Below are 25,686 nucleotides of genomic sequence, written 5' to 3'. Positions count from 1 at the left end.
CCGCAAACAGAGGTGCGTTGTCGGTGGTCCCGACTACATTCGAGGGGGAGCCGGACACGCGAAGTACCGTTCACAGAGGCAGCACAGAGGCAGCACAGAGGCAGCACGCAGACAGCACGCAGTCAGAACGAGGCAAGCGCACGAGGGGGCCGCATGCCGAAGGACGCGCCACGGCGCTGGGACCGCCGGATGCAACAGCGGCTCGCGCACGGGGAAGCCGCCGCGCTCGGCGAGCTGTACGACCGGTTCGCCTCGCTCGTGCACGGCCTGGCCCACCGCGTCCTGGGCGACGAGAGCGCAGCCGACCGCATCACCCGCGAGGTCTTCGGCCACGTCTGGGAGAACCCCGGCGCGTACGACCCCCGCCAGGGCCCGCTGCGCTCCTGGATCGCCGGCCTCGCCCACCAACAGGCCGTCAGCAGACTCCGCCAGACCGAGGCCGAGGCCCTCGCGCGCGGCGGCGAGGGCACCCCGGAGGATCTGGAGCGCAAGGTCCGCCGCGCCTCCGCGGCCGCCCGCGCGGACTACATCGTCACGGCCATGCCCACCCCGCTGCGGGCCGCCCTTGAGCTCGCGTACTTCCAGCGGCGCGACTACCGCCAGACCGCCGCCGACCTGGGCGTCACCGAGGACGAGGCACGGCGCAGGCTCCGCCTGGGCCTGCAGCTCCTGTCCACGGCCAACGACAACGGCGCCCCCTCCGCCGGCCCCGGGACCGCGCTGTGACCGCCTCCGAGCGCCCCGAGCCGCACGACGAGCCGGACCGTCCGGACAGTACGGAGGACACCGGCCGCCCGCAGGACGCGCGCGGCGAGCGCGGCGAGGACCAGGCGGCCGCGATCGTGCCGCGCATACCGATGCCGCGCTCCTCCATGGAGGACACCGGCCTGCCCGTGCCCGCCCCTTCCCCGTCCCCCGATCCGCTCGTCCTGGAGCACCCCGTCCTCAAATCCCTCCTCGGTGCGTGGGCGCTCTCCGCCTGTTCCGCGGCGGAGGCCACCGCCGTCGAGGAACACCTCGGCGACTGCGGCCCCTGCGCGGACGAGGCGCTGCGGCTGCGCGACGCCGTCGGCCTGCTGCACCCCGAGGAGTCCCTGGACCTCGACCCGAGCCTGCGCACCCGCGTCCTGGAGAGCTGCCTCGGCCGTCGCCCGCCCCGCATCCCCGTGCCGGAGTGGGCCGTTCCGTACGACGCGGAGACCGCCCGCCTCGACGCGCTCCTCAAGGACATCGGCGACGCGGAGTGGCACGCGCCGGTGCGGCTGCGCTGGTTCGACGAGGACGGCCCGGTCAGCAGGAAGACCACCGTCGCCGGGGTCATCGCGCACCTCCTCGCGGTCGACGGCATGGTCGGGCTCGCCCTCGGCCTCGACGACCCGCTCGGCCGGGACGTGCGCGTCCCGCGCGACCCCGCCCACCGCACCGAGGCGTACTGGAACGCCTCGTACTTCCCGCCCACGCGCGCGGTGCGCAACCCCTGGCGCGACCAGACGCACGAGCTGATCCGCACGGTGTCGTTCGCGGGCGGCGGTTCGGGCCGGCTCCCCGTGCCGTACGGACCCGTGCCCTCGGCGGAAGGACCCGATCCCGGGCAGGCGGCCGAGCTGCCGCTGCGGGACTCGATGGTGGACCGCGCCTTCGAGTGCTGGATCCACGCGGGCGACATCGCGGACGCCGTGGACTACCCCTACGAGCCGCCCTCGCCCCGGCACCTCCACCGCATGATCGACCTCGCCGCCCGGATGCTGCCCGGCACGCTCGCCGAGCGCCGCAGGACCGGGCTCGCCACACCGGCCCGCCGCCTGGTCGAGGCGGGCAGGCCGGGCCGCAGCCTGCGCCTGGAGATCGAGGGGCTCGGCGGCGGCGAGTGGCTGATCCCGCTCGACTCGCCCGCGGCCACCACGTCGCGCGAGCACGAGGTGGCCCATGTGGCGCTGGACGGCGTCGAGTTCTGCCGGCTGGCCGCGGGCCACGTCTCGCCGGAGGAGGCGGCCGCGGGGCAGGACGGGGACCGCGACGCGATCCGTGACGTCCTGTTCGCGGCGGCCTCGCTGAGCCGGATGTAGCGGACCGGACAGGGCCCTAGGCGAAGACGACCGTGCGGCGGCCGTTGAGGAGGATGCGGCGCTCGGCGTGCCACTTCACGGCGCGCGCCAGCGCCTGGCACTCCACGTCGCGGCCCATCGCGACCAGCTGGTCGGGGGTGACGCCGTGGCCGACCCGCTCGACCTCCTGCTCGATGATCGGCCCCTCGTCGAGGTCGGCCGTCACGTAGTGCGCGGTGGCGCCGATCAGCTTCACACCGCGCGCGTGCGCCTGGTGGTAGGGCTTCGCGCCCTTGAAGCTCGGCAGGAAGGAGTGATGGATGTTGATGATCCGCCCGCTGAGCTGCTTGCACAGATCGTCCGAGAGGACCTGCATGTAGCGGGCGAGGACGACCAGCTCGACCTCCTCCTCGCGTACGACATCGAGCAGGCGGGCCTCGGCCTGTGCCTTGTTGTCCCTGGTCACCGGGATGTGGTGGAAGGGGATGTCGTACGAGGAGACGAGCTCGGCGAAGTCCGTGTGGTTGGAGACGACCGCGGCGATCTCCACGGGCAGCGCGCCGATCCGCGAGCGGAACAGCAGGTCGTTCAGGCAGTGCCCGAACTTCGACACGAGCAGCACGACCCGCATCCTGTCGTCGGCGCGGTGGATCTGCCAGTCCATGCGGAAGGAGTCACCGATCGCCGCGAAGCTCGCCCGCAGCTTCTCCACGGTCACCGGCGCCTCCGCCGAGAAGTGCACCCGCATGAAGAACAGTCCGGTGTCGTGGTCGCCGAACTGCTGGCTGTCCTCGATGTTGCAGCCGGTCATGAAGAGGTAGCTCGACACGGCGTGCACGATGCCCTGCTTGTCGGGGCAGGAGAGGGTGAGGACGTACTGCTCAGCGGGGGCGGCGGGGGCCGGGGACTGCTCGTTCATGCGGCCAAGGTTCCCACAGCGGCCGCCCCGCGGGGCAATCGTCCCGCCCGTCGGACCTGTCGCGGGGCGCGCCGCCCGGTCAGGCGGACCGGGTCAGGATCCGCAGCACTTCGAGGGTCTTCGGCTCGGTGTCCGGGTCGTCGCCGTCGCCCGCCGCGAGGCGCACGTGCGCGTCGCGGGCCGCGCGGACCGCCTCGGGCCAGCCCGGGTGCTCCAGGTACACGGAGACCAGGGCGTCCGGCCCGACCTCGTGCATGATCCGCAGGACGCGCAGCACGGCCGTGTCGACGAGGGCCGCCTCCTGCGGGTCACGGAAGATCGTCCCCACGTACTTCTCGGCGGACCAGTTGTCGAGCCAGGTGTCCTCGACGAGCCGGTACACGGCGTCGGTCACGTCCCCGTACTCCTCGCGGCCCGCGAGCCAGCACTCCCGCTGGAAGTGCGGATCGGAGAGCATGTGCAGCGCCGAGCGCACGTTGCTGCGCCAGCGCCACCACGGCATGTCGTTGGTCGGCATGCCACCCATGGTGCTGGAGCGACGGCCGCGACGGGAAGAGTTCTCCGAACCTTGCACGGTCATGGATCGTACGTTCCCACTCCGCGCTCGCGAACCGGACCCCGCCCGTTCACCTTCATGTCACTGTCCGTTGAGAACGCGTCACTCCACGGTTGGCCACGCACCGGAATCGTGCAGGGACATGACCGGCTGGCGACGCACCCTCCTCCCCCGCCCCTCCCGTACCGCAGTGCTCTCCGCGGCCGCAGTGGCGGCGTGCACGTCCCTGATATCCGGCTGCGGGGTCATCCCCGGGACCTCGGGGGGTGCCGGGGACGACCCCATCACCGTCATGACCTGGGCGCCCGAGAAGACCAAGGCCACCAACAAACCGGGCGTCCCCGCCATGGCACAGGCCTACGCCCGCTGGGTCAACGCGCACGGCGGCCTCGGCGGCCGCGAGCTGAAGGTCCTCACCTGCAACGACCACAACGACCCGGTGCGCGCCGCGGACTGCGCGCGCGAGGCGGTCGACCACGACGTGGTGGCGGTCGTCGGCTCGTACAGCCAGCACGGCCAGTCCTTCCTCGGCCCGCTGGAGGTCGCCGGCATCCCCTACATCGGCGGCTACGGCATCACCGACGACGAGTTCAGCAGCCCGCTCTCCTACCCGGTCAACGGCGGCGAACCGGCCCTCATGGCGGGCAACGGCAGGCAGCTCGCCGGCCGCTGCGCCCGCGTCTCCCTGGTGCGCCCCGACACCCTGGCGGGCGACGAGCTGCCCAAGCTGCTCAACCAGGGCCTCGCCGACGGTCACCACCGGCCCGTCTCGGACATCCGGGCCCCCGAGGACGGCACCGACCTCACCCCGCAGGCCGAGCGGGCCCTGCGGGACGCGGGCGCCGACGACGGCTGTGTGACGGCCGCGCTCGGGGCACGCACCGACACCTTCTACGACTCGTTCCGGCGCACCAAGAAGGACTATCCGCCGGTACGGATCTCCTCGGTGCTCGGCAGCGTCGACCAGTCGCTCATCGACCGCACCGGCGGCGCGAGCGGCCCCTACGAGGGCGCGTACGTCACCGGCTGGTACCCGGCGACGACGGACGCCCGGTGGGCGCAGATGCGGAAGGTCATCCGCGAGCAGGCGTTCGGCGACAACCGGGTCGACCCGGCGGACGCGGGCGTGCAGACCACGTGGATCGCGTACACCGTGCTGCGGCAGGCCGTCGAGTCGCTCGACGGCGGCGAGGTGTCGGCCCGCACGCTGCGCCGCGCCCTCGACGGCGGTCTGCGGGTGGAGACGGACGGTCTGACACCGCCGCTGAGCTGGCGCTTCGAGGACCTGCTCGCGGCCGGCGAGTACCCGCGTCTGATCAACTCGGGCGTCACGTTCCAGGTGGTGCGGGACGGCAGGCTCGTCCCGGCGCGCGAGGGGTTCGTGAACGTGGAGAAGACGCTGGAGCAGACGGCGTAGCGCGCGGGCCGGTCCTCCGGGCCCATCGGCCCCGCGGGACCGTACGGCGCAGGCCCCCGCCCCGTGGTCCGGGTGCGGGGGCCTGCGCCGTGCCGTCAGAGCTGGCTCTTGTTGCGCTCGGTCAGCTGGTACTTGCGGGCGATCGCGTTCCAGTGGTTCGCGGCCTGCTCCTTGGAGGTCGTGGCCGTGCCGCTCTCGCGGTTGCCCGCCGCGGCGTGCGGGGTGTTGCGGGCGCGGCCCTTGTGGCAGCCCTTCTTGCCCGCGACCTGGTCCGCCCACGCGGCGTAGTGGTTGTCGGCCGCGGCGGACGCCTTCCATGCCTTGTTGAGGGAGCCGGTCAGCAGGTCGTTGGCCGGGAGCTTGTCGACCTTCAGGGCGGCGAGCCGGGTGACGAGGCCGTTGCGCTGCTTGGCCGCGCCACGCAGGTCCTTCGCCGACTGGCCGAGGTTCTGGCACCTGCCGACGTTGCGCACGGCGGCGATGACCGTGTCACGGCTGTTGTTGCTGTCGGCGAGCAGCTTGTCCAGGGCGACGGCCTGGTCCTTGGCGGGGTCGGCGGTCGGCGAGGGCCGCTCGTCGGGCTCGGCGGAGGCGGAGACGGGCTTGCCGTCGTCCTCCTTGTCGTCGTCGCCGCCGGAGCTGAGGAGGGCTCCCGCGCCGATGCCGAGGACCGCGATGCCGACGCCGACCGCGGCGATCAGGGGCACCTTCGAACCGGTACGTGTGCGCCGGCCGCCACCACCGCCGCTTCCCGCGGGCTCGGGGACGGGCTCGGGACCCGGGGCCTGGACGCGGGGCATCTGCTGCGTGGAGGCGGGGCCCTCGTCGCCCGGTTCGGTGCGGAAGAGGCTGTCGAACTCGGCGGGCGGCTGCCGGTCGCCGGGGGCGCCGGGGCGGATGCCGTAGGGGGTGTTGGACGGCTCCGGCGGGGCGCCGCGGCCCGCGGGGGCGTTGCCGCCCGGGATCGGCGCGATGAACTGGGTGGGCTCGCTGTCGGAGGCGGCACCGGGCATCGCGCCGGGTGCGGCGCCGGGCGCGGACGCGTTGGCACGGCCCAGGAACTGCGTGGCGTCGGCGGCGGGAGCCTCGGGCGGCAGGGCACCGGGTCCCACCGGGGGTATGTACTGCGTGGCGCCTTCGTCGACACCACCGACACCACCGACACCACCGGAGGCGGGCACGGGGGGTATGTACTGCGTGGCGTCGCTGTCGGAGGGGGCCCCCGGCGCGGCGACGGGCGGCAGCGGGGCGCCGCCCCGCGGGGCGGCGGGCGGCAGCTGGTGCGCCTGGGCGGCGGGGGGCAGCGGCTGGGCACCCTGGCCGTGCTGCGGCTGCGGCGCCTGCTGCATCTGCTGGGGGTGCGGTGCCTGCTGGGAGTGCGGTGCCTGCTGGGAGTGCTGGGGCGCGGCGTGCGCGCCGTGTCTCGACGGAGGTTGTGGCTGCGCCGGGGGCTGGGGCTGCGCGGCGTGGGCGCCGTGCGCCGGCTGCGCCCTGTGCGCGCCCTGTCCCGGCCTGCCTCCGTACTGGGCGCCGTACTCGCCGCCGTACTGGGCATCGCCCCGGCCCTGCCCGCCGTAGGCGTCCTGTCCCTGCTGTCCGGCGTATCCGCCGTACCCGGGCCGCTGGGCGCCGTAGCTCTGCTGGTCACCGTAGCCCTGCTGGGCACCGTAACCCTGCTGCTCACCGTAGGCCTGCTGAGCTCCGTAGCCCTGCTGACCGCCGTACGAGGCGTTGGCGTCGGGCCGGCCGGGCTGTCCGTAACCGCCGTACTGCGGGGCGTAACCGGAGTCGGGTGCCTGGGGGGTGCCCTCCGCGGGCAGCGGCTGGGCGGACGCCTGGTGGGGCGGTGCGCCCCACTCCTGGCCCTGGCCGGGCGGGGGCGGTCCAGCCGTGTCGGGCCCCCAGGGCTGACCCCACGGGCTGCCGCCCGCCGGAGCGCTGTGCCGCCCCGAGTGCTGCGCCGTGGCGGGGAACAGCGGCTCGCCGCCGTCCGCGGGCAGCACGACGCCCTCGTGGGCGGGCCGGGCCGCGGGCTGCTGCGGATCGGAGGAAGCAGCGCCCTGACCGCTCTGCTGCGTCACCGGGACTCCTACATATGGGGGACCTACGGAACCGTCGGGTCACGCTACCGGGTCGCCACATCCCTCTGCCACGCAGCTCGGATCGCCGCCCTTCGCTCGGCGGCGGCAGTAACGAAACCTCCCTCCCGGACGCTGTTCACGGCCACACGGCCGTTTCCTCACGCCGCCTGGATGTCGAGCCGTGCCCCGAACTCCCGTACCACCGCCTCCTCGCGGTAGGGCTCCAGGCGCTCCTGGAAGTCCTCCAGGTACTCCGCGCCGCGGTTCGAGCGCAGGGTGCCGAGCAGTTCGACGGCCTTCAGGCCCGTGTGGCAGGCCTGTTCGACCTCGCGCCGCTGCACCTGCGCCGTGGCCAGCAGGACCAGACCGATGGCCCGCCGCCGCGCCCGCGTCTCGGGGTGCCCGTCCAGGGACTCCTGGGCGCTGCGCGCCGCCGCGTCCGCCTGACCCAAGTCCCGGTGACAATGCGCCATTTCATCGGCCAGATACGCATGGTCGAAGTGCCGGATCCACACCGGGTCGTCGCCGGACTCGCCCTGCCCGTCCGCGCGGTCCATCGCCTCGACCGCCCGCCCCGCCACGAGCTGCGTGGCCCGGGCGTCGCCGAGCAGCGCGTGCCCGCGCGCCTCGGCGGCGTAGAACATGGCCTCCGCGCGGGGCGTGACCCTGCCGCGGGTGCCTTCCTGCGCGGCCCGCGCCAACTGCGCGATCTCTCGCGGGTTCCCGAGCTGGGCGGCGAGGTGGCTCATCGAGGCCGCGAGCACGTATCCGCCGTACCCGCGGTCGCCGGCCGCCTGGGCCAGGCGCAGTGCCTGGATGTAGTAGCGCTGGGCGAGACCCGGCTGGCCCGTGTCGACGGCCATGTACCCGGCGAGTTCGGTCAGCCGTGCGACCGCGGCGAAGAGTTCCCGCCCGACCGCTTCCCGGTAGGAGCCCGCGAGCAGCCCGGAGACCACGGAGTTGAGGTAGTGCACGACGACCGGCCGCACGTGTCCGCTGCCGAACTGGTGGTCCAGCTTCGTCAGCGCCTGCGTCATCGCCTTGACCGCTTCCACGTCCGACATGCCGACGCGCGGCCCGGCGGCCCGTCCGACCTGCGGGTCGGGCGAGGAGATCAGCCAGTCGCGGCTGGGCTCGACGAGCGCGGAGGCGGCCACGGACGAACCGGAGAGGAAGTCGCGCCGGCCCACGTCGCTGCGCCACAGCTCGCAGACCTGCTCGATGGCGCCGAGGACGGTCGGTGAGAACTGCAGGCCCACGCCGGATGCGAGGTTCTTGCCGTTCGCCATGCCGATCTCGTCGATGGTGACGGTCCGGCCCAGCTTGCGGCCGAGCGCCTCGGCGATGATGCCGGGGGCCCGCCCGCGCGGCTGCTGCCCGCGCAGCCAGCGGGCCACCGACGTCTTGTCGTAGCGCAGATCGAGACCGTGCTCCGCGCCGCACATGTTGACCCTGCGGGCCAGGCCGGCGTTGGAGCAGCCGGCTTCCTGGATGAGCGCCTGCAGCCGTTCATTGGGCTGTCGCGCGACGAGAGGCCTGGCGGCCATGGCGTACCCCCTGTGTGCACCGTGGACCATCGGAACGGGCGGCCGCCGTGGACCGCCTCAGGATGATCAATGCCCTTGGGCCAAGGTGAAGATGCGCCACAAAAGAAGCAAAAGAAGCCATTAAGAACTACAAGTACGAATATGTACGGACCTGCCGGTCCCCGGGCTTCCTCCGAGGCGTCCTCTGATTGCCCGTGACCTGGCTACCCATCCCCGGAAGCCAATCCCCGTGCGCGCCCCCACCCGTGCACCCATGCGCCCCAGTCGCAGGATCGATGCTCCTCCCCCGCCCTCGCGTGCGCCCGTAACCCGAGGTGGCACCGGGAGTTGAGAACTGCGTGGAAGAGACCATCGGAGTCACGTCAGCCGCGCAGATCCCGAAGCAGCGCGGAGAGGCCTTGCAGGACACGGCCGTGCGATACGCGGAGGAGCGCCACTGGGACGTGTTCCCGGGGACCTGGCTCGAGTCCGTCGAGGGCGTCGAACGGTGCTCGTGCGGCGAGGCCGTGTGCGATGCGCCCGGCGCACACCCCGCCCGCGAGGACTGGGCGACGCAGGCCACCGGCAGCGCGACCGTGGCCCGCAGGCTCTGGCAGAAGCAGCCCGGCGCGTCGATCCTGCTGCCCACCGGGCGCACGTTCGACGCGATCGACGTGCCCGAGACCGCCGGGTTCCTCGCGCTCGCCCGCATGGAGCGCATGGAGCTCACGCTCGGCCCCGTGACCTGCACGCCCGACCGGCGCATGCAGTTCTTCGTGCTGCCGGGCGCCACGGCGAAGGTCCCCGACCTCGTCCGCAAGCTGGGCTGGCCCCCGGCCGCCATCGACCTGGTCTCCCTCGGCGAGGGCACCTACGTCCCCGCTCCCCCGACCCGCTACGGCGCCAAGGGCGCGGTCCAGTGGGCCTGCCGCCCCACCGCCGCCAACCGCTGGCTGCCGGACGCCGAGGAGATCATCTCCCCGCTGGCGTACGCGTGCGGCAGGGAAGCGCGCCGCTGACCGGCTGACCGGCTGACCGGCCCGGCGTCGCCGCCGTCGTATCGTGCGGGCACGAGTCAAGCGGCGAAGGGCGGCACGGTGACCGAGGCGGCGGCGGTACGGGTCAGGGGACTCTGGAAGCGGTTCGGCGAACAGATCGCCGTGGCCGGAATCGATCTCGACCTGCCCGCGGGCCGGTTCATCGGTCTCGTCGGGCCCAACGGCGCGGGCAAGACCACCACACTGTCCATGGTCACCGGCCTCCTCAGGCCGGACCAGGGCACCGTCGAGGTCGTCGGCCGCGACGTGTGGCGCGACCCCGCGGAGGTCAAGGCCCGCATCGGCGTACTGCCCGAGGGCCTGCGCCTCTTCGAACGGCTCTCGGGCCGCGAACTCCTCGCCTACACCGGGCGGCTGCGCGGCCTGCCCGGCGCCGAGGTCGACAAGCGGGCCACCCAGCTCCTGGACGTGCTCGACCTGGCGGGCGCCCAGCACAAACTGGTCGTCGACTACTCGACCGGCATGCGCAAGAAGATCGGCCTCGCCGCCGCGCTGCTCCACAACCCCGAAGTCCTCTTCCTGGACGAGCCCTTCGAAGGCGTCGACCCCGTCTCCGCCCAGACCATCCGCGGCGTCCTGGAGCGCTACACCGCCTCCGGCGCCACCGTGGTCTTCTCCTCCCACGTCATGGAGCTCGTCGAGTCGCTCTGCGACTGGGTCGCGGTGCTGGCCGCGGGCCGCATCCGCGCGCACGGCACCCTCGCGCAGGTGCGGGGCGACGCGCCCTCGCTGCAGCAGGCGTTCCTCGAACTCGTCGGCGCGCAGGGCCGCGACGCGGGATCCGACCTCGACTGGCTGGGCGGCGGTTCCCGATGACAGGGCAGCCGACGCCTTCGACGCCCGCGACTCCCCTGCCCGCGTCCGCCGGTACGCCCCCGGCCGCCCCCGCCACGGGCATCACCCCCGTCCTCGTACGCCTGAAGCTCTCCCTGCTCCGCAACGGCCTGCGCCAGTCGGCGGGCCGCCGCGCCGCCTACATCGCCTCCGTCGCCGTCGCCCTGCTCTTCGCCGCGCTCCAGCTCCTCGGCCTGATCGCACTGCGCGGCAACGACCACGCGGCCACCGTCTGCGTCCTGCTCACCGGAGTGCTCGCGCTCGGCTGGGCCGTCATGCCGCTGTTCTTCCCCAGCGGCGACGAGACCCTCGACCCCACGCGCCTGGTGATGCTCCCCCTGCGCCCCCGCCCGCTCGTACGGGCGCTGCTCGTCGCGTCCCTCGTCGGCATCGGGCCGCTGTTCACACTCTGTCTCGCCGTCGGCACGGCGATCGCGCTGGCCCACGGCACGGCGGCGGCCGTCGTCGGCGTGCTCGCCGTCGCCCTCACGCTGCTCGTCTGCGTGGCGCTGGCCCGCGCGGTCGCCGCCGCCAACACCCGCCTCCTCACCAGCCGCAAGGGACGCGACCTCGCGGTCCTGAGCGGCCTGGTCATCGCGGTCGGCGCGCAGGTCGTCAACTTCGGCGCGCAGAAGCTCGGTTCCTCGGGCCTGTCCACGCTCGACCCGGCCGCGGACGTCGTGCGCTGGATCCCGCCCGCCGCCGCGCTCGGCGCGGTGGACTCGGTGAGCGGCGGCGCGTACGCGAAGGCGGCGGCGCAACTGGCGCTCACCGCGGTCGCCCTGCTGGCCCTGCTCGCCCTGTGGGAGCGCAGCCTGACCCGCCTGATGACGACGGCGGACGGCTCCACGCTCGCGGCGGCGGAACCGGACAAGGGCGCGTCCCGCACCGCGGGCGCCCTCGGGGCGCTCCTGCCCGCCGGCCGCACCGGCACCGTCATGGAACGCAGCCTGCGGTACGTGTGGCGCGACCCGAAGACCAAGGCGGCCTGGGTGACGTCCCTGGCCATCGGCCTGATCGTGCCGCTCTTCAACGCCCTGCAGGGCACCGGGTCCGTCTACTTCGCGTGCTTCGCGGCGGGGATGCTCGGCATCCTCATGTACAACCAGTTCGGCCAGGACACCTCGGCGTTCTGGATGGTGGCGATGACGATCTCCTCGACGCGCGACGCGTACGTCGAGCTGCGCGGCCGGGCCCTCGCACTGCTCCTCATCACCCTCCCGTACGCCACGCTCGTCACCGTCCTGACGACGGCGCTGCTCGGCGACTGGCCGGCCCTGCCGGAGGTCCTCGGCCTCTCCTTCGCCCTGCTCGGCGCGATGCTCGCCACGGGCGCGTGGTCCTCGGCCCGCTTCCCCTACTCGATCCCGCAGGAGGGCTACAAGAACGTCGCCCCCGGCCAGGCGGGACTCGCCTGGATCTCCATCTTCGGCGGCATGGTCGCGGCGGCCCTGCTGTGCGCCCCGGTGATCGCCCTCACGATCTGGCTGCACGCCTCGGGCGCGGACTCCTGGAGCTGGCTGCTGCTCCCCCTGGGCGCGGCCTACGGGGCGGCGATCACGGAACTGGGCGTACGCATGGCGGCCCCTCGGCTCGCACAACGCCTGCCGGAGATCCTGACGGCGGTGAGCAGGGGCTGAGCGCCCGCCCGGCCCACCGCGCCCTGCGCCCCCGTCCGGGAACGCAGACGACCCGCGAGCCTGTGGTTCCTGCCGCACCGGGCGTGCCGGTCGCAGGAAGCCGGCCGGACGTACCGGCGGCTCGCGGGTCGGGTGACTGCTTGGGTTTGGGCCGGCTGCACGCTCGTCTCTCGTGCTGGTCCGGCACCGCACTGAAGTGTGGTGGCAGGCCGCTAGCCCGCAGCCACCTCTCGCGTCCGCAATGAAATCACTGCCGGATCACCTCCTTTCTTCGAGTGATGTACACCTTAGGAAGCGGCCCGCGGACGCTCAACCGGTTTTTCTCCGGCCGTTGCGGCAACCGGAGGGACAGCGGACCGCACTACGATTTCTCTTCAATTCCATCCAACTTCCGGGAACTTCCTGTGGGCTGCGTCACGTTCCAGTTGAATGATCTGACGTGCGACACAGGCAGATCACGCGGCTCATGCAGTACAGGCAGCTCATGAGGACGAGGACACGGCCTGCAGGGGGTTCCAGGTGAGTGCTTCGCGGCAGAGCGGAACTACCGACGAACTGGGTCCTGAAGAACCCGAGCCCGGCGGCGCGGAGTTGCTCGCGGCGCTGCTCGACGGGATGGACGCGGCGCTCTGCGCGTTCGACGCCGATGGCGTGGTGACGCACTGGAACCGCGAGGCCGAGCGGATCCTCGGCTGGTCGGCGGCGGAGGCCGTCGGGCGGCGCGGGTTCTCCGGCTGGGCCGTGCGGGCCGCCGACGCCGGTGAGGTCGAGGAGCGGCTGCTGTCCGCGATGGCGGCGCCGGGCCGGCAGGTCCACGAGTTCGCGCTGGTGACCAAGGACGGCGGGCGCGTGCTCGTACGGATGCAGTCGGCGTCCGTACGAGGCGGCGACGGCAAGCCGTCCGGGGTGTACTGCGCCTTCAGCGAGGTGCACGCCCAGATCGACCTGGAACGGTCCATCGCCCTGAGCGAGGCCCTCTTTGAGAACGCGTCGTGGGGCGTGGTCCTGGTCGACGCGGACCTGCGGCCCGCCGTGGTGAACGAACACGCCGCCCGCGCCTTCGGCGTGGGCCGCACCGCCGTCCTCGGGCGGCCGCTCGCCGATCTGCTCGGACAGGGCGTCGAGGAGCTGGAGAGCGCGCTGGCCCACGTGCTGGCCGAGGGCACGCCGCCCGCGCCCGCCGAGCTGTGGGTGACGGTGCGGGCGGCCGGTCACGAGGACGGGGGCGAGCGCCGGTGCTGGCGCAGCGGCTTCCTGCGGCTGGCCTCGCCGCTCGCGGAGGAGCCGGTGCCGCTCGGCGTCGGCTGGCTCTTCCTCGACGTGACGGAGGCCAAGCAGGCGGAGCAGGAGGCCTCGCACCTTCGCTTCCGCTCCTCGCAGCTGCACCGGGCGGCGCGGGCGACCGCGGAGTGCGAGGACCCGATGGAGGCGGCGACGGTCCAGCTGGACTTCGCGCTCGCCGGTTTCGCCGACCACGCGCTGGTGGACCTGCTGGCCGGTGAGAACCCCGTACGGCTCGTACGGGTCGCGGCGACGCCCGCGGGACCGCCCGGACCGTGCCTGCCCGTCGCCATGGCGGGCATCCCCGTCCGCTACCCCGAGGGCCACCCCGCCCCCCAGTGTGTGGAACGCACCGGGTCCGTGCGGGCCAGCGCGGGGGCGGGCGCGCCGCCGGAACGGGTACGGGAGTGGGCGGTGGCCCGGCAGTGGCCCGAGGACTCGGTGCACGCGCTGTGCGTGGTGCTGCGGAGCCGGGGGCGGACGCTGGGCGTCGTGACGTTTCTGCGGGGGCCGGGGCGGGGGCAGTTCGACCGGTCGGACGCGACGTACGCGGAGAGCGTCGCGGCGCGGGTTGCGGCGTCGCTTGACCTCGCGCGGGTGCTGGCCCCTGGGCCTTGAACGGTTCGGGGTGAGTGGGGTCTGCCCTGCGTGGGCGGGTGCGGGTGTGGTGTGGCTGGTCGCGCAGTTCCCCACGTGGGCTGGCCCCTGGGCCTTGGGCGGTTCTAGGTGGGTGGGTTCCTCCCTGCGTGGGCGGGTGCGGGTTCCTGGTGGCTTGTCGCGCAGTTCCCCGCGCCCCTAAAGACCCACCCGCCGCTGGGGAGCCGGACGCTTTGCGGCTGCGGGTTCCCTGTGGCTGGTCGCGCAGTTCCCCGCGCCCCTAAAAGCCCACCCGCCGCTGGGGAGCCGGACGCTTTGCGGGTGCGGGATCGTCGTGGCTTGTCGCGCAGTTCCTCGCGCCCCTAAAGGCCCACTCGCCGCTGGGGAGCCGGACGCTTCGCGGGTGCGGGTGTGTTGTGGCTGGTCGCGCAGTTCCTCGCGCCCCTAAAAGCCCACTCGCCCCTGCGGGGCTTGTCCACCACCGATGACCGGCAGCCGCACGCGCGCCGGAGGGGGCGCGGGGGTATGTGCGCACGGAGCACCGAGCGGACTGTGGCGTCTTTGTTCTTGAGGCGGGGCGCAGGGATAGCGAGTACGTACATACCCCCGCGACCCCGCCCCACAGACGAACCCCAGGGGCGCGGGGAACTGCGCGACAAGCCACACCACACCCGCAGACGAAGACGAAGGAGACGGAGGAGACGGAGGAGAGAGAGCTACGCCGCGTGCAGCGCGAGCGTCGGCGAGAGGCGCGATGCTCGTACCGCCGGGTACAGACCCGCCACCGTCCCAATCCCCAACGTCGCCCCGAAGCCCCCCGCCACGGCCCACATCGGCACCACCCACGGCAACCCACCGGACACCGCGTACGCCCCCGTGGCCACCGCACCGAGCGCCACGCCCGCCAGGCCGCCGAGGCCCGACAGCATCAGGGACTCCGTCACGAACTGCACGCGGATCTGGCCGCGGGTCGCGCCCAGCGAGCGGCGCAGGCCGATCTCGTAGCGTCGTTCGAGCACCGAGATGATCATGGTGTTGGCCACCCCGACCCCGCCCACCAGCAACGCGATTCCCCCCAGACCGAGCAGCAGCGTGGAGAACGCGCCCTCCGTCGCCGCCTTCGCCTTGAGCGCGGACGACGGGTCGGTGACCTGGACGTTGCGCGGGCTCTCCGGGTCGATGGACGGCGAGAGCAGCTTGCGGACGTCGGTGACGGTCGCGTCGGTGGAGCGTTCGTACACCGACGTCGGGTGCCCGTCGAAGCCGAGGAGCTTCTTCGACGCGTCCCAGCCGGTCAGCGCCGACCGTTCGATGTCGGGTGCGAGCGGCAGCGGGCCGAGGATGCCGATGACGGTGAAGTACCGGTCGTCGACCCAGACCTGCTGCCCCGGCGAGGTGATGCCGAGGCGCCGGGCCGCGACGTGGCCGAGGACGACCGACGGGTAGCGGCTGTTGGCCGCGTTGAACCAGCCACCCCGCCCGATCTCGCCGCGCAGCACCTTCAACAGGCCCTCCGTGGAGGCCTTCACGGAGATGCCGCCGGTCTCGTCCTCGGGGATCTTCTCGCTGCGCCGCACGGAGCTTTCGAGGTCGCCGGTCGCGCCCACGTCCCGGACCCCGTCGATGCGCCCGACCCGGCCGACGGCGTCGCGGGGCAGGGTCACCTTCTCGCCGGAGAACATCGCCTCGCCGGGCGAGGCGACCAGCATGTTCGTGCCCAACGCGTCCAGTTCGCGCATGAGTTGGGCCTTGCTGGAGGAGGAGATGCCCACGACGGCGACCATGGTCGCGATGCCGATGGCGATGCCGAGCGCGGACAGGACGACCCGTACGGGACGGCTGCGCAGGCCCGCGGAGCCGACGTGCAGGACGTCGCGGGGGCTGAGCCGCGCCGCCTTGAGGAGGCGCGTCCTGGTGCGCCTGCCGCCCGTCACGCCGCGACCCCCGGGGTCCGGGTGTCCGCGACGACCTGTCCGTCGCGGATGCGCACCTGCCGCGGCAGCCGCGCGGCGATCTCCGTGTCGTGGGTGATGACGGCGATGGTGGCGCCCTCCGCGTTCAGGTCGTGCAGCAGCGTCATGACGGCCTCGCCGGACGCGGAGTCGAGCGCGCCGGTGGGTTCGTCGGCCAGGAGCAGGGCGGGTTCGCCGACGACCGCGCGGGCGATGGCGACGCGCTGTTTCTGGCCGCCGGACAGTTCGTGGGGGCGGTGCTTCATGCGGTCGGCGAGGCCGACGCGTTCCAGGGCGTGGGCGGCCCTGCGGCGGCGTTCGGCGCGGGAGAGGCCGGAGTAGAGGAGGCCTTCGGCGACGTTGTCGCGGGCGCTGACGCCGGGGACGAGGTGGAAGGCCTGGAAGACGAAGCCGATGTGCCGGGCGCGCAGCGCGGAGAGGCGGCGGTCGGTGAGGGCGGCGACGTCGTGTCCGGCGATGGCGACGGAGCCCGCGGTGGGCCGGTCGAGGGTGCCGACGATGTGCAGGAGGGTGGACTTGCCGGAGCCGGAGGGCCCGACGATGGCGAGGAGTTCCCCCGCGTCGACGCTCAGGTCGACCCCGCGCAGGGCGGCGACCCCACCCGGGTACTCCTTGGTGACGCCGCCCAGTTCGACGACGGCGGAAGACGCTCGGAGGCCGTTCATACCTTCGGCACCCCGACCTTCATGCCCTCCCGCAGCCCGCCGCCGCTCACCTCGACCCGGCCCTGCCCGAACATGCCGAGCTCGGCCTTGACGTCGCGGGTGTGCCCGCCCTCGACGAGCTGGACGCCGAAGCCGCCGCCGGGCAGCGCGAGGAGCGCGTTGACGGGGACGGAGAGGACGTTCTCACGGGTCTCGCCCGCGAGGTTGACGGTGACCGGCGACTGGTCGAACCCGTCGACCTTGCCGGGGTCGTCGAAGGTGACGGTGACGGGGATCTTGGGGGTCTTGTCGTTGGGGTCGTCGCCGGGCCTGGCGGTCTTGCCGACGGAGGCGACCTTGCCGTCGACGGTGCTGCCGTCGGGGAGCGACACGGTGACCTTGGCGCCCTTCTTCGCCGATCCCCCTTCGGCGACGTCGAGTTGGACGCGTACGACGCGCCGGGAGCCGGTCGTGGAGAGCACGGGTTTGCCGGGGGCGACCTGGTCGCCGACGGTCGACGCGGTGGACTTCACGCGGAGCGCGGAGGGCTGGAAGGAGATCTCTTCGGGCCCGACGCGCCCTGTCTGCTTGCGGTCGTGGGCCTTCTGCCACCGCTTGACGGCGGCGGCGGTGCCGTCGGTGTACGTGTCGTCGACGGCGAGCCCCGTCCCGTACCCGAGCGCGGACAGGTTCTCTTCCAACTGGCGTACGTCGGTGCCCTTGTCGCCCGGTTTCAGGGTGCGGTACATGGGCTCCTCGCCGTACATGAGGCGGACGGGGACGCCGTTGACCTCGTAGAGCCGTCCGTCGCGCCCGACGGTGGACCCGGACCCGGCGGACCAGGTGAGGGTGCCCGCGGCGCCCGCGTTGACCTTGCGTTCCCCGGCGTAGCCGAGCGTGCCGTCGACCTGGGTGCTGCTGCTGAGGTCGCCGCGTTCGACGGGCGCGGTGGCGGGCGGCAGTCCGGCGTCCCGGTGGTTCGCGTCCTTGCCGGAGTCGGCGTCGGCGAGCGCGGTGACGGCTATGCCGCCGCCGGTGACGGCGAGCAGGGCGACGACGGTCGCGACGACCGCGGTGCGCCGCCTCATCCGACGATGCCCTTGCACGCCGCGGCTGCCTTCTCCATCTTCTTGACGGCGGCGCCGCTCGGCATGGGCTGGGCCTGCATCGCGCCGCCGTCGAACTTCGGGTCGGGCATGTCGAAGCCGTTCTTGCGCATGCAGCGCGCGTACTTGAGCATCTTGTCCTTGTCGGCCTGCGAGACGCCGCCGCCCTTGGAGCCGCCGCCCATGCCGCACTTCTTCATGGCGGCCTCCATCTTCTCCTTGCTCATGTCGCCGCCGATGGTGATGCCCCGGCTGTCCTGCCCGGTCTTGGGCTCGGGCACCTTCAGGCCGTTCTTGCGCAGGCACTCGCGCTCCTTGTACGCCTTGTCGGCGTCGGCGCCCTTGCCGCCGTCGGCGCTGCCCGAGGAGGTGCCGGATCCGGAGTCGGAGTCCGAGCCGGATTCGCCGGAGCAGGCGCCGGCGAACAGGGCGAGTGCGGCGAAGGCCGACGCGAGCGCCACCGAGCGGCTGCGGGTCGTGCGGACGGTCCTCATTTGGCTTCCCCTTCACATGTGGCGTGGGTGACGCGCACAGGCTCGCGGGGGGCCGCGTTTCGTTTCTCTCACCGGGGACGCTTACACCGACGAAAGGTCACTGTCGGGTACACAGGGCGGCATGCGCGTACTGCTGGTGGAGGACGAGGAATTCCTTGCGGAGATGATCGCCGACGGGCTGCGCCGCGACGCGCTGACCGTCGACCTCGCCGCCGACGGTCTTACCGCGCTGCGGAAACTGCAGCTCGGCGAGTACGACGTGCTGATCCTCGACCGCGACCTGCCGGGCCTGCACGGCGACGAGGTGTGCCGCCGCGTCGTCCAGCAGCGGCTCCTGACCCGGGTCCTGATGCTGACGGCTTCGGGCACGGTGCGTGACCGGGTGGCGGGTCTGGGGATCGGCGCGGACGACTATCTGACCAAGCCGTTCGCGTACGACGAGCTCCTCGCGCGCGTCCTGGCGCTCGGCCGCCGTGCGCGGCCCGCGCTGCCCCCGGTGATCGAACGGGCCGGGCTCGTCCTGGACACCGCGCGCCGCCAGGCCAGCAGGGACGGCCGCCATCTGGCGCTGTCGCGGAAGGAGTTCGCGGTCCTCGAGGCGCTGCTGCGGGCGGACGGCGCGGTGGTCAGCGGCGAGGACCTGATCGAACAGGTGTGGGAGGAGGACACCAGCTACCGCACGAACGCGGTCCGCGTCGCCCTCTCCAAGCTCCGCGCGAAGCTGGGCGAGCCGCCGGTGGTGGAGACGGTGCCGGGGGCCGGGTACCGGATCGCGGAGCGGTCGCTGTGATCCGGCGCTCGCGGACGCGCCCGCGGGCGCCCCTGGGCGAGCGGGCGCCGCTGAGCGTGCGGATGGGCAGCGAGCGGGCCCGGCTGACCACGCTGTACGGGGGGCTCCTCGTGCTGGCCGGGGCGCTGCTGACCGGCCTGGTGTACCTGCTGGTGCAGCAGGGCCTGTACACGTCGATCAGCTCCGCGGTGACCACGGCCGTGCCCCGCGGGCCGGTCCCGCCGCCGTGGACGAGCGTGCCACTGCCCACGGCGTCCGCGGTGCCGGCCCAACGGGCGCCCGGCGTGCGGATGGACGCCGCCAAGGGGCTCGCCGTCACGAAGATCAGCGACCTCGCGGGCGAGGCCGCGCTCAGCCGTCTCCTGACGGTGTCCGTGATCGTCTTCACCGTGTACGCGGTGCTGTCGATCGCCCTGGCCTGGTGGATGGCGGGCCGGGTGCTCCGGCCGGTCGGGGTGATCACCGGCATCGCGCGGCGGCTCTCGGGGGCCAATCTGCACGAGCGGATCGCGCTGGACGCGCCGCCGGGCGAGCTGAAGCACCTCGCCGACACCTTCGACGAGATGCTCGACCGGATAGAGCGGCTGGTGGGGGCGCAGCAGCGGTTCGCGGCCAACGCGGCCCACGAGCTGCGCACGCCGCTGGCCGTGCAGCGGGCGGCCGCCGAGATCGGTCTCGCCGGTGAGCCGGACGCCGGCCGGGTCGCGAGGATCCGCACGAAGCTCATCTCGGTCGCCGACGACAGCGAGCACCTCATCGAGGGGCTGCTGCTGCTCGCCGCGTCGGAGCAGGGCCTGGAGCGGCGCGAGCCGGTCGCCGTGGACGTCCTGGCGCACGCGGTCGCCGACGGTCTTGCCGTGGAGGCGGCCGGGCGCGGGGTCACCGTGTCGGTGCGGGCCGAGCCGCTGTCCGTGGAGGGCGACGGGGTGCTCGTCGACCGGCTGATCCACAACCTGGTGGCGAACGCGGTGCGCCACAACGTCCCGGCGGGCCGGGTACGCGTCCGCGTCGGCGGAGACGGCACGCTGGAGGTCGCCAACACCGGCCCCGCGGTCGACCCCGGCACCGTCCCGCACCTCTTCGAGCCCTTCCGGCGCCTGCACGAGCGGACCCACGCGCGGGGCGAGGGCGCCGGGCTCGGGCTGTCCATCGTGGCGGCGATCGCGCGGGCGCACGGCGCGGACGTGCGGGCCGAGGCCAACGGCGAGGGCGGCGGACTCACGGTCCGGGTCCGGTTCGCCCCCGGTGCCGGTGGTGGGCCTCAGTGCCGGTAGAAGATCCGGTCCCCGTACTCCTGGAAGACCCGGCCGTTCCAGTCGTGGCCGCCGTCCACGTTCCCGGAGCGGAGCAGCGGCGGCTGGACGCCGCGGGCCGCGAGCCGCTCGATGGCGGCGGCGGTCATGGCCTGCATCAGCGCGTTCGTGACGACGCTGGAGGCGGGCCCGAACGGGGCGTCGACCCCGTCGAGGGTCAGCTCAGCGTCGCCCACCGCGATCTTGGAGTCGACCACGACGTCGCAGTGGTCCTTCAGGAAGGTTCCCGAGACGTGCCGGGACCGCGTCTCGCTCGCGTAGGCCACCGAGGTCACGCCGATGACCTTCAGGCCGAGCGCGCGGGCGTTCATGGCCATCTCGACGGGCAGCGAGTTCCGCCCGGAGAGCGAGATGATCACGAGTACGTCGCCGGGGCGGGCCGGCGAGGAGTCCAGGACGGCGCCCGCGAGGCCGTCGACGCGCTCCAGGGCGGAGCCCAGCGTGGCGGGCATCACGTCGACGCCGACCACTCCGGGCACGGCCAGGAGGTTGATCAGGGCGAGGCCGCCCGCGCGGTAGACGACGTCCTGCGCCGCGAGGGAGGAGTGCCCCGCGCCGAAGGCGAAGAGGCGCCCGCCGGACTCGACCGCGTCGGCGAGCAGGGTGCCCGCGTCGGTGACGTTCCCGGACTCCTCGTCGCGGACCCTCTGGAGCAGGCCGATCGCGGCGTCGAAGTACTGACCTGCCAGTTTGCTCTCGCTCTTCGAGCTCATTCGCATCACGTTGCGGTCTGGACCAGTGCCCTGTCAACACCGTCGCAGGCCGGTACTGGGCGGGAATTCCACCGGCGCGGCACGGTTGTCAGTGGTATGCGTCAGAATTGATGCCAGGGCCAGCGCACGAGCGAATTCTGAGGGGCACCCATGTCGGGGCTGATTGACACCACTGAGATGTATTTGCGCACCATCCTCGAGCTGGAGGAGGAAGGTGTGGTCCCCATGCGCGCCCGGATCGCGGAGCGGCTCGACCAGAGCGGGCCGACGGTGAGCCAGACCGTGGCGCGCATGGAGCGCGACGGCCTGGTGGCGGTCGCGAGCGACCGGCACCTGGAGCTCACCGAGGAGGGCCGCCGCCTGGCGACCCGCGTGATGCGCAAGCACCGCCTGGCGGAGTGCCTGCTCGTCGACGTGATCGGGCTGGAGTGGGAGCAGGTGCACGCCGAGGCCTGCCGCTGGGAGCACGTGATGAGCGAGGCCGTGGAGCGCCGCGTCCTTGAGCTGTTGCGCCATCCCACCGAGTCTCCGTACGGCAACCCGATCCCGGGCCTGGAGGAGCTGGGCGAGAAGGACGGCGCGGACCCGTTCCTGGACGAGGGCATGGTCTCGCTGTCGGATCTCGATCCGGGCTCCGAGGGCAAGACCGTCGTGGTGCGCCGCATCGGCGAGCCGATCCAGACGGACGCGCAGCTGATGTACACGCTGCGGCGGGCCGGCGTGCAGCCGGGCTCCGTGGTGAGCGTGACGGAGTCGGCGGGCGGCGTACTGGTGGGCAGCAGCGGCGAGGCCGCCGAGCTGACCTCGGAGGTCGCGTCGCACGTCTTCGTCGCCAAGCGCTGAGCGGCCGGCCGCCGGGCGCTGAGCCGCTCGGCCGTCGGGTGCTGGGCCGCCCGGCCCGTCGAGGTGTCCGGGTGCCGTCGCCGCATCGATGTCAACTCCCGTTGCCGGAGGGGAAGTTGACATGCCTCCACGATCTTCACGAGATGGCGCGGAGTCCAAGATTCAGTGTGCGGAATCGCAGCGGCGGAACGTTTTGCGTGCGAGGCTGTCGCGAGAGGCATATGACCTGAGGGCTCTTGACCGTGTCGGCGCCGGGTCTGGCCGCACGGCCGGAGAGGGGGCTGGAGGATGTGCCCGTCTGGTGAGCAGCCGAGCCGGCTCGGCGAGCACCTGCGCGCGCCCCGCCACCCGGGAGAACAAGGTGAGGGCCCCGGCGCCCAAGAGCGCCGGGGCCTACCCTCCCCTGTACTGACCCGGAGCCCCGAGCTCCCAGGGTCATTCCCCTCGGACCGGTTTCCCCGAGCGGCCCGCCTCCCGTTGAAGATCTCCCCTCGGTCGCGCCGGTCAATCCTTGAGCCCGGTCACCCGAACGAGGGGTGTTGCCGGCAATCCCACCGCTTTCGAAAACGGGTTCGATAGCGTGCGGGGGTGCGAAGCAGGACCAGGCGTGAAACCCGGGCGGAACCAAGGGGGGTGCCAGGAATCATGGTGCGGCGCATCGACGTGACGGGCGCGGGCGGCGTACGCCTCGCCGCCTGGGAGTACGCCGACCCTCCCAAGCTCAGGGAGGCCGAGGGGCCGCCCGGCGGGGTGCTGTTGCTCCACGGACTGATGGGCCGCGCCTCGCACTGGGTCGGCACCGCGCGCTGGCTCTCCGAGCGACACCGCGCGGTCGCCCTCGACCAGCGCGGCCACGGCAGGAGCGACAAGCCCGCCGAAGGCCCCTACACCCGCGACGCCTACGTCGACGACGCCGAGGCCGCCCTCGACCAGCTGGGCCTCGCCCCCGCCGTCCTCATCGGCCACTCCATGGGCGCGCTCACCGCGTGGCAGCTCGCCGCGCGCCGGCCCGACCTCGTCCGGGGCCTGATCATCTGCGACATGCGGGCCTCCGCGCTCGGGGCGGCCTCGCAGCGCGAGTGGGAGGACTGGTTCAAGGCCTGGCCGGTGCCGTTCGCGACGCTCGCCGACGTACGCAAGTGGTTCGGCGAGGACGATCCCTGGGTGGAGCGCCCCAACCCCGCGCGCGGCGAGTTCTTCGCCGAGGTGATGGCGGAGGAGGCGGACGGCTGGCGGCCCGTCTTCGACCGCGCCCAGATGCTCAAGTCCCGCGAGACGTGGGTGCACGACGCGCACTGGGAGGAACTGATCCAGGTCCGCTGCCCCGCGCTCGTCGTGCGCGGCCTGGACGGCGAGCTCGGCCGCGCCGAGTCCCAGGAGATGGTGCGCATCCTGCCGCGCGGCGAGTACGCGGAGGTGGCCGACGCGGGGCACCTCGTGCACTACGACCAGCCGGAGGCTTGGCGGGCGGCGATCGAACCGTTCCTGGACGGGGTCCTGGCAGGGTCCTGACGGGGTGACGCGTGCCCGGTGTCTCGGGGGGGATGCGTGCCCGGTGTCTTCGTGGGCCGTCGCGTCGTGGCCTTCGGCCCGCTCGCCCTCGATCGCCGGACGGGCTCGGCATGCCGGACCTCGCCGGACGGGCTCACCTGCCCCGCCCAGGCCCGTTCCTCACGGGCTGAGGCGTTCCACCCGCCATGGCCGGGCGGGGTCCGTGCGTACGTATCGCAGGCGGTCGTGGAGGCGGTCCGAGCGGCCCTGCCAGAACTCCACCGCCTGGGGGGTCACGCGGAAACCGCCCCAGCGCGGGGGGACCGGGACCTGTTCGCCCTCGGGGTAGCGGGCCGCCAGGTCGGCGTAGGCGCGGTCGAGTTCGGCGCGGGTGGCGAGCACGGAGGACTGGGCGCTGGCCCAGGCGCCGAGCTGGGAGCCGTGCGGGCGGGTGCGGAAGTAGGCCACCGTCTCCTCACGGCCGACGCGCTCCGCGGTGCCCGAGACGATCACCTGGCGGGCCACCGCGTGCCAGGGGAAGAGCAGGGAGACGTACGGGTTGGCGGCGAGTTCACGGGACTTGCGGGACTCGTAGTTGGTGAAGAAGACGAAGCCGCGCTCGTCGAAGCCCTTCAGGAGCACCGTGCGGGAGCTGGGGCGGCCCGCCGCGTCGGCCGTGGAGACGACCATGGCGTTCGGCTCGTGGACGGTGCCCCCGTCGCGTGCCGCCTCCTTGAACCAGCGGGCGAACTGGTCCATCGGCTCGGGCGGCAGCTCGGCCTCGGAGAACCCTCCGGTGGCGTACTGCTCACGCATGTCAGCCGGTTCCGGGAGGGAAGCACTGGAGTCGGTCACGCGGTCATCTTGCCGTATTTGCCACGGCGTGCGGGGTGCCGAAGGGGCGCGCGGCGCCTCGGAGAGGTGACGTGTGGCACTGAGTGCCGCGTTCCATCGCCAAAGGTGGCACCAAGGGATATCGTCCTGCTGCCACATCGGTTGGGTGACCACCAGCCTCACGGGGCATCACCGGGATGACTGTTCCGGACCGCGAGTCACCGAATCTGCCACAGATTGGCGGATATGACCGCGTAATCGGATCACGAACGCCCACTTTTGACACTTGGTCATGAGCTGATAGCCACCCCCATCTCTCGAAACCATCCTGTCGAACCCATCACGAGGAGCCGCCTGATGTCCGACTTCGTACCCGGACTTGAAGGAGTCGTCGCGTTCGAGACGGAGATCGCCGAACCGGACAAGGAAGGTGGCGCACTGCGCTACCGCGGAGTCGACATCGAGGATCTGGTCGGCCACGTCTCCTTCGGGAACGTGTGGGGCCTGCTCGTCGACGGCGCCTTCAACCCCGGTCTGCCGCCCGCCGAGCCCTTCCCGATCCCGGTGCACTCCGGCGACATCCGCGTCGACGTCCAGTCCGCGCTCGCGATGCTCGCGCCCGTCTGGGGCCTGCGGCCGCTGCTCGACATCAGCGAGGAGCGGGCCCGCGAGGACCTGGCGCGCGCCGCCGTCATGGCGCTGTCCTACGTCGCCCAGTCGGCCCGCGGACAGGGCCTGCCGATGGTGCCGCAGCGGGAGATCGACACGGCGGAGACGGTCGTCGAACGGTTCATGAAGCGGTGGCGCGGCGAGCCCGACCCCAAGCACGTCCAGGCCGTCGACGCGTACTGGACCTCCGCCGCCGAGCACGGCATGAACGCCTCCACCTTCACCGCCCGCGTCATCGCCTCCACCGGCGCGGACGTGGCGGCGGCGCTGAGCGGGGCCGTGGGCGCGATGTCCGGGCCGCTGCACGGCGGGGCGCCCTCCCGGGTCCTCGGCATGATCGAGGAGATCGAGCGCACCGGGGACGCGGTCGCCTATGTGAAGCAGGCCCTGGACAAGGGCGAGCGGCTGATGGGCTTCGGGCACCGGGTCTACCGGGCGGAGGACCCCCGGGCGCGGGTGCTGCGGCGCACCGCGCGGGAGTTGGGGGCGCCGCGCTTCGAGGTCGCGGAGGCGCTGGAGAAGGCGGCGCTGGACGAGTTGCACGCGCGCAGGCCCGACCGGGTGCTCGCCACGAACGTGGAGTTCTGGGCGGCGATCGTCCTCGACTTCGCCGAGGTGCCGGCGCACATGTTCACGTCGATGTTCACGTGTGCGCGGACGGCGGGGTGGTCGGCGCACATTCTTGAGCAGAAGCGGACGGGGCGGCTGGTCCGCCCCTCGGCTCGGTACGTGGGCCCCGCGGCGCGGGCTCCGCGGACGATCGAGGGCTACGAGTCGATCGCCCGCTGAGGCCCTGGTGAGCTGACGCCTCGGGGCTCCGCCCCGGACCCCGCTCCTCAAGCGCCGGAGGAGCTGACCTGCC

At 73.0% G+C, this 25,686-nt stretch carries 22 protein-coding genes; 12 read left to right on the top strand and 10 right to left on the bottom strand.

The genetic code is table 11. The annotated features are described in order from the left end of the window. The first annotated feature begins 153 nt into the window (after positions 1-153). Together ACZ592_RS18975 and ACZ592_RS18970 are read left to right on the top strand one after the other, a co-directional pair. Positions 154-726: a sigma-70 family RNA polymerase sigma factor gene (locus tag ACZ592_RS18975; protein WP_471582708.1), complete on the top strand. Its 573-nt coding sequence runs from the start codon at positions 154-156 to the stop codon at positions 724-726. Next, positions 723-2,066 carry a zf-HC2 domain-containing protein gene (locus ACZ592_RS18970; RefSeq protein ID WP_471582707.1) on the top strand — a complete coding sequence of 448 codons (1,344 nt, stop codon included), beginning with the start codon at positions 723-725 and terminating at the stop codon, positions 2,064-2,066. The genes ACZ592_RS18975 and ACZ592_RS18970 overlap by 4 nt, the downstream gene beginning before the upstream one ends. 16 nt (positions 2,067-2,082) lie before the next feature. On the opposite strand, the gene purU is transcribed toward ACZ592_RS18970, so the two are convergent. Beyond that, on the bottom strand, positions 2,083-2,964 hold the full coding sequence (purU, locus tag ACZ592_RS18965) for a formyltetrahydrofolate deformylase (protein ID WP_471582706.1): 882 nt from the start codon (positions 2,962-2,964) through the stop codon (positions 2,083-2,085). A gap of 79 nt (positions 2,965-3,043) precedes the next feature. After that, a complete protein-coding gene (locus ACZ592_RS18960) occupies positions 3,044-3,544 on the bottom strand; it encodes an SCO4402 family protein (protein WP_471582705.1) in 501 nt (166 codons plus the stop codon). Between the two features lie 118 nt (positions 3,545-3,662). On the opposite strand from ACZ592_RS18960, the gene ACZ592_RS18955 reads away from it, so the two are divergent. Further along, the gene (locus tag ACZ592_RS18955; protein WP_471582704.1) at positions 3,663-4,937 is read left to right on the top strand and encodes an ABC transporter substrate-binding protein; all 1,275 of its coding nucleotides are present in this window, start codon (positions 3,663-3,665) and stop codon (positions 4,935-4,937) included. A gap of 95 nt (positions 4,938-5,032) precedes the next feature. Here the strand turns inward: ACZ592_RS18955 and ACZ592_RS18950 are convergent, their stop codons facing one another. Together ACZ592_RS18950 and ACZ592_RS18945 are read right to left on the bottom strand one after the other, a co-directional pair. Next, positions 5,033-7,018: a DNA polymerase III subunit gamma/tau domain-containing protein gene (locus ACZ592_RS18950; RefSeq protein WP_471582703.1), complete on the bottom strand. Its 1,986-nt coding sequence runs from the start codon at positions 7,016-7,018 to the stop codon at positions 5,033-5,035. Positions 7,019-7,176: 158 nt separating this feature from the next. Continuing rightward, positions 7,177-8,565 (bottom strand): transcriptional regulator, encoded by a 1,389-nt coding sequence (locus ACZ592_RS18945; protein ID WP_471582702.1) that lies wholly within the window; start codon positions 8,563-8,565, stop codon positions 7,177-7,179. 338 nt (positions 8,566-8,903) lie between these two features. Here ACZ592_RS18945 and ACZ592_RS18940 point away from each other — a divergent pair, with 338 nt between their 5' ends. The 4 genes from ACZ592_RS18940 to ACZ592_RS18925 all read left to right on the top strand — a co-directional run bounded on the left by ACZ592_RS18940 (position 8,904) and on the right by ACZ592_RS18925 (position 13,975). Then, positions 8,904-9,563 carry a bifunctional DNA primase/polymerase gene (locus ACZ592_RS18940; RefSeq protein WP_471582701.1) on the top strand — a complete coding sequence of 220 codons (660 nt, stop codon included), beginning with the start codon at positions 8,904-8,906 and terminating at the stop codon, positions 9,561-9,563. A 78-nt stretch (positions 9,564-9,641) separates the two neighbouring features. Next, positions 9,642-10,418: an ABC transporter ATP-binding protein gene (locus ACZ592_RS18935; protein ID WP_471582700.1), complete on the top strand. Its 777-nt coding sequence runs from the start codon at positions 9,642-9,644 to the stop codon at positions 10,416-10,418. Continuing rightward, complete coding sequence (locus ACZ592_RS18930; RefSeq protein ID WP_471582699.1) at positions 10,415-12,076, top strand: transporter; 1,662 nt, start codon at positions 10,415-10,417, stop codon at positions 12,074-12,076. Before ACZ592_RS18935 ends, ACZ592_RS18930 begins: the two co-directional genes overlap by 4 nt. 519 nt (positions 12,077-12,595) lie before the next feature. Further along, positions 12,596-13,975, top strand: a complete 1,380-nt coding sequence (locus ACZ592_RS18925) for a PAS domain-containing protein (protein ID WP_471582698.1) — start codon at positions 12,596-12,598, stop codon at positions 13,973-13,975. A 695-nt stretch (positions 13,976-14,670) separates the two neighbouring features. On the opposite strand, the gene ACZ592_RS18920 is transcribed toward ACZ592_RS18925, so the two are convergent. The 4 genes from ACZ592_RS18920 to ACZ592_RS18905 are packed head-to-tail and all read right to left on the bottom strand — an operon-like array spanning position 14,671 to position 18,171. After that, a complete protein-coding gene (locus ACZ592_RS18920) occupies positions 14,671-15,888 on the bottom strand; it encodes an ABC transporter permease (protein WP_471582697.1) in 1,218 nt (405 codons plus the stop codon). Further along, positions 15,885-16,592, bottom strand: a complete 708-nt coding sequence (locus ACZ592_RS18915) for an ABC transporter ATP-binding protein (RefSeq protein ID WP_471582696.1) — start codon at positions 16,590-16,592, stop codon at positions 15,885-15,887. The genes ACZ592_RS18920 and ACZ592_RS18915 overlap by 4 nt, the downstream gene beginning before the upstream one ends. Further along, positions 16,589-17,659, bottom strand: coding sequence for a peptidoglycan-binding protein (locus ACZ592_RS18910; protein ID WP_471582695.1), 1,071 nt, complete (start codon positions 17,657-17,659; stop codon positions 16,589-16,591). Before ACZ592_RS18910 ends, ACZ592_RS18915 begins: the two co-directional genes overlap by 4 nt. Then, a complete protein-coding gene (locus tag ACZ592_RS18905) occupies positions 17,656-18,171 on the bottom strand; it encodes a hypothetical protein (RefSeq protein WP_471582694.1) in 516 nt (171 codons plus the stop codon). The genes ACZ592_RS18910 and ACZ592_RS18905 overlap by 4 nt, the downstream gene beginning before the upstream one ends. Before the next feature lie 121 nt (positions 18,172-18,292). Between ACZ592_RS18905 and ACZ592_RS18900 the strand changes: the two genes are divergently transcribed. Together ACZ592_RS18900 and ACZ592_RS18895 are read left to right on the top strand one after the other, a co-directional pair. Further along, complete coding sequence (locus ACZ592_RS18900) at positions 18,293-18,961, top strand: response regulator transcription factor (RefSeq protein WP_471582693.1); 669 nt, start codon at positions 18,293-18,295, stop codon at positions 18,959-18,961. 62 nt (positions 18,962-19,023) lie between these two features. Then, positions 19,024-20,235: a sensor histidine kinase gene (locus tag ACZ592_RS18895; protein WP_471583007.1), complete on the top strand. Its 1,212-nt coding sequence runs from the start codon at positions 19,024-19,026 to the stop codon at positions 20,233-20,235. Here ACZ592_RS18895 and ACZ592_RS18890 read toward each other — a convergent pair. Further along, complete coding sequence (locus ACZ592_RS18890; RefSeq protein WP_471582692.1) at positions 20,223-20,987, bottom strand: SIS domain-containing protein; 765 nt, start codon at positions 20,985-20,987, stop codon at positions 20,223-20,225. The genes ACZ592_RS18895 and ACZ592_RS18890 overlap by 13 nt on opposite strands. Positions 20,988-21,137: 150 nt before the next feature. Here ACZ592_RS18890 and ACZ592_RS18885 point away from each other — a divergent pair, with 150 nt between their 5' ends. After that, positions 21,138-21,830, top strand: coding sequence for a metal-dependent transcriptional regulator (locus tag ACZ592_RS18885; RefSeq protein WP_471582691.1), 693 nt, complete (start codon positions 21,138-21,140; stop codon positions 21,828-21,830). A gap of 645 nt (positions 21,831-22,475) precedes the next feature. Continuing rightward, a complete protein-coding gene (locus tag ACZ592_RS18880; RefSeq protein ID WP_471582690.1) occupies positions 22,476-23,342 on the top strand; it encodes an alpha/beta fold hydrolase in 867 nt (288 codons plus the stop codon). Between the two features lie 159 nt (positions 23,343-23,501). Here the strand turns inward: ACZ592_RS18880 and pdxH are convergent, their stop codons facing one another. Further along, positions 23,502-24,137, bottom strand: coding sequence for a pyridoxamine 5'-phosphate oxidase (gene pdxH, locus ACZ592_RS18875; protein WP_471582689.1), 636 nt, complete (start codon positions 24,135-24,137; stop codon positions 23,502-23,504). Between the two features lie 375 nt (positions 24,138-24,512). Between pdxH and ACZ592_RS18870 the strand changes: the two genes are divergently transcribed. Beyond that, positions 24,513-25,613, top strand: a complete 1,101-nt coding sequence (locus tag ACZ592_RS18870) for a citrate synthase 2 (protein WP_471582688.1) — start codon at positions 24,513-24,515, stop codon at positions 25,611-25,613. Positions 25,614-25,686 lie beyond the last annotated feature (73 nt).

Source organism: Streptomyces sp. NPDC040622, from assembly GCF_055593965.1.
Note: the sequence above shows the minus strand (reverse complement) of the source record. Positions and strands in the feature narration are given on the sequence as shown.

Bases quoted from the DNA above. Each gene is read 5' to 3' on its own strand.
- ACZ592_RS18975 (WP_471582708.1), top strand. From the start codon at position 154: ATGCCGAAGGACGCGCCACGGCGCTGGGACCGCCGGATGCAACAGCGG.
- purU (WP_471582706.1), bottom strand. From the start codon at position 2,964: ATGAACGAGCAGTCCCCGGCCCCCGCCGCCCCCGCTGAGCAGTACGTC.
- ACZ592_RS18960 (WP_471582705.1), bottom strand. From the start codon at position 3,544: ATGACCGTGCAAGGTTCGGAGAACTCTTCCCGTCGCGGCCGTCGCTCC.
- ACZ592_RS18955 (WP_471582704.1), top strand. From the start codon at position 3,663: ATGACCGGCTGGCGACGCACCCTCCTCCCCCGCCCCTCCCGTACCGCA.
- ACZ592_RS18945 (WP_471582702.1), bottom strand. From the start codon at position 8,565: ATGGCCGCCAGGCCTCTCGTCGCGCGACAGCCCAATGAACGGCTGCAG.
- ACZ592_RS18930 (WP_471582699.1), top strand. From the start codon at position 10,415: ATGACAGGGCAGCCGACGCCTTCGACGCCCGCGACTCCCCTGCCCGCG.
- ACZ592_RS18915 (WP_471582696.1), bottom strand. From the start codon at position 16,592: ATGAACGGCCTCCGAGCGTCTTCCGCCGTCGTCGAACTGGGCGGCGTC.
- ACZ592_RS18910 (WP_471582695.1), bottom strand. From the start codon at position 17,659: ATGAGGCGGCGCACCGCGGTCGTCGCGACCGTCGTCGCCCTGCTCGCC.
- ACZ592_RS18905 (WP_471582694.1), bottom strand. From the start codon at position 18,171: ATGAGGACCGTCCGCACGACCCGCAGCCGCTCGGTGGCGCTCGCGTCG.
- ACZ592_RS18900 (WP_471582693.1), top strand. From the start codon at position 18,293: ATGCGCGTACTGCTGGTGGAGGACGAGGAATTCCTTGCGGAGATGATC.
- ACZ592_RS18895 (WP_471583007.1), top strand. From the start codon at position 19,024: ATGGGCAGCGAGCGGGCCCGGCTGACCACGCTGTACGGGGGGCTCCTC.
- ACZ592_RS18890 (WP_471582692.1), bottom strand. From the start codon at position 20,987: ATGAGCTCGAAGAGCGAGAGCAAACTGGCAGGTCAGTACTTCGACGCC.
- ACZ592_RS18885 (WP_471582691.1), top strand. From the start codon at position 21,138: ATGTCGGGGCTGATTGACACCACTGAGATGTATTTGCGCACCATCCTC.
- ACZ592_RS18880 (WP_471582690.1), top strand. From the start codon at position 22,476: ATGGTGCGGCGCATCGACGTGACGGGCGCGGGCGGCGTACGCCTCGCC.
- pdxH (WP_471582689.1), bottom strand. From the start codon at position 24,137: ATGCGTGAGCAGTACGCCACCGGAGGGTTCTCCGAGGCCGAGCTGCCG.
- ACZ592_RS18870 (WP_471582688.1), top strand. From the start codon at position 24,513: ATGTCCGACTTCGTACCCGGACTTGAAGGAGTCGTCGCGTTCGAGACG.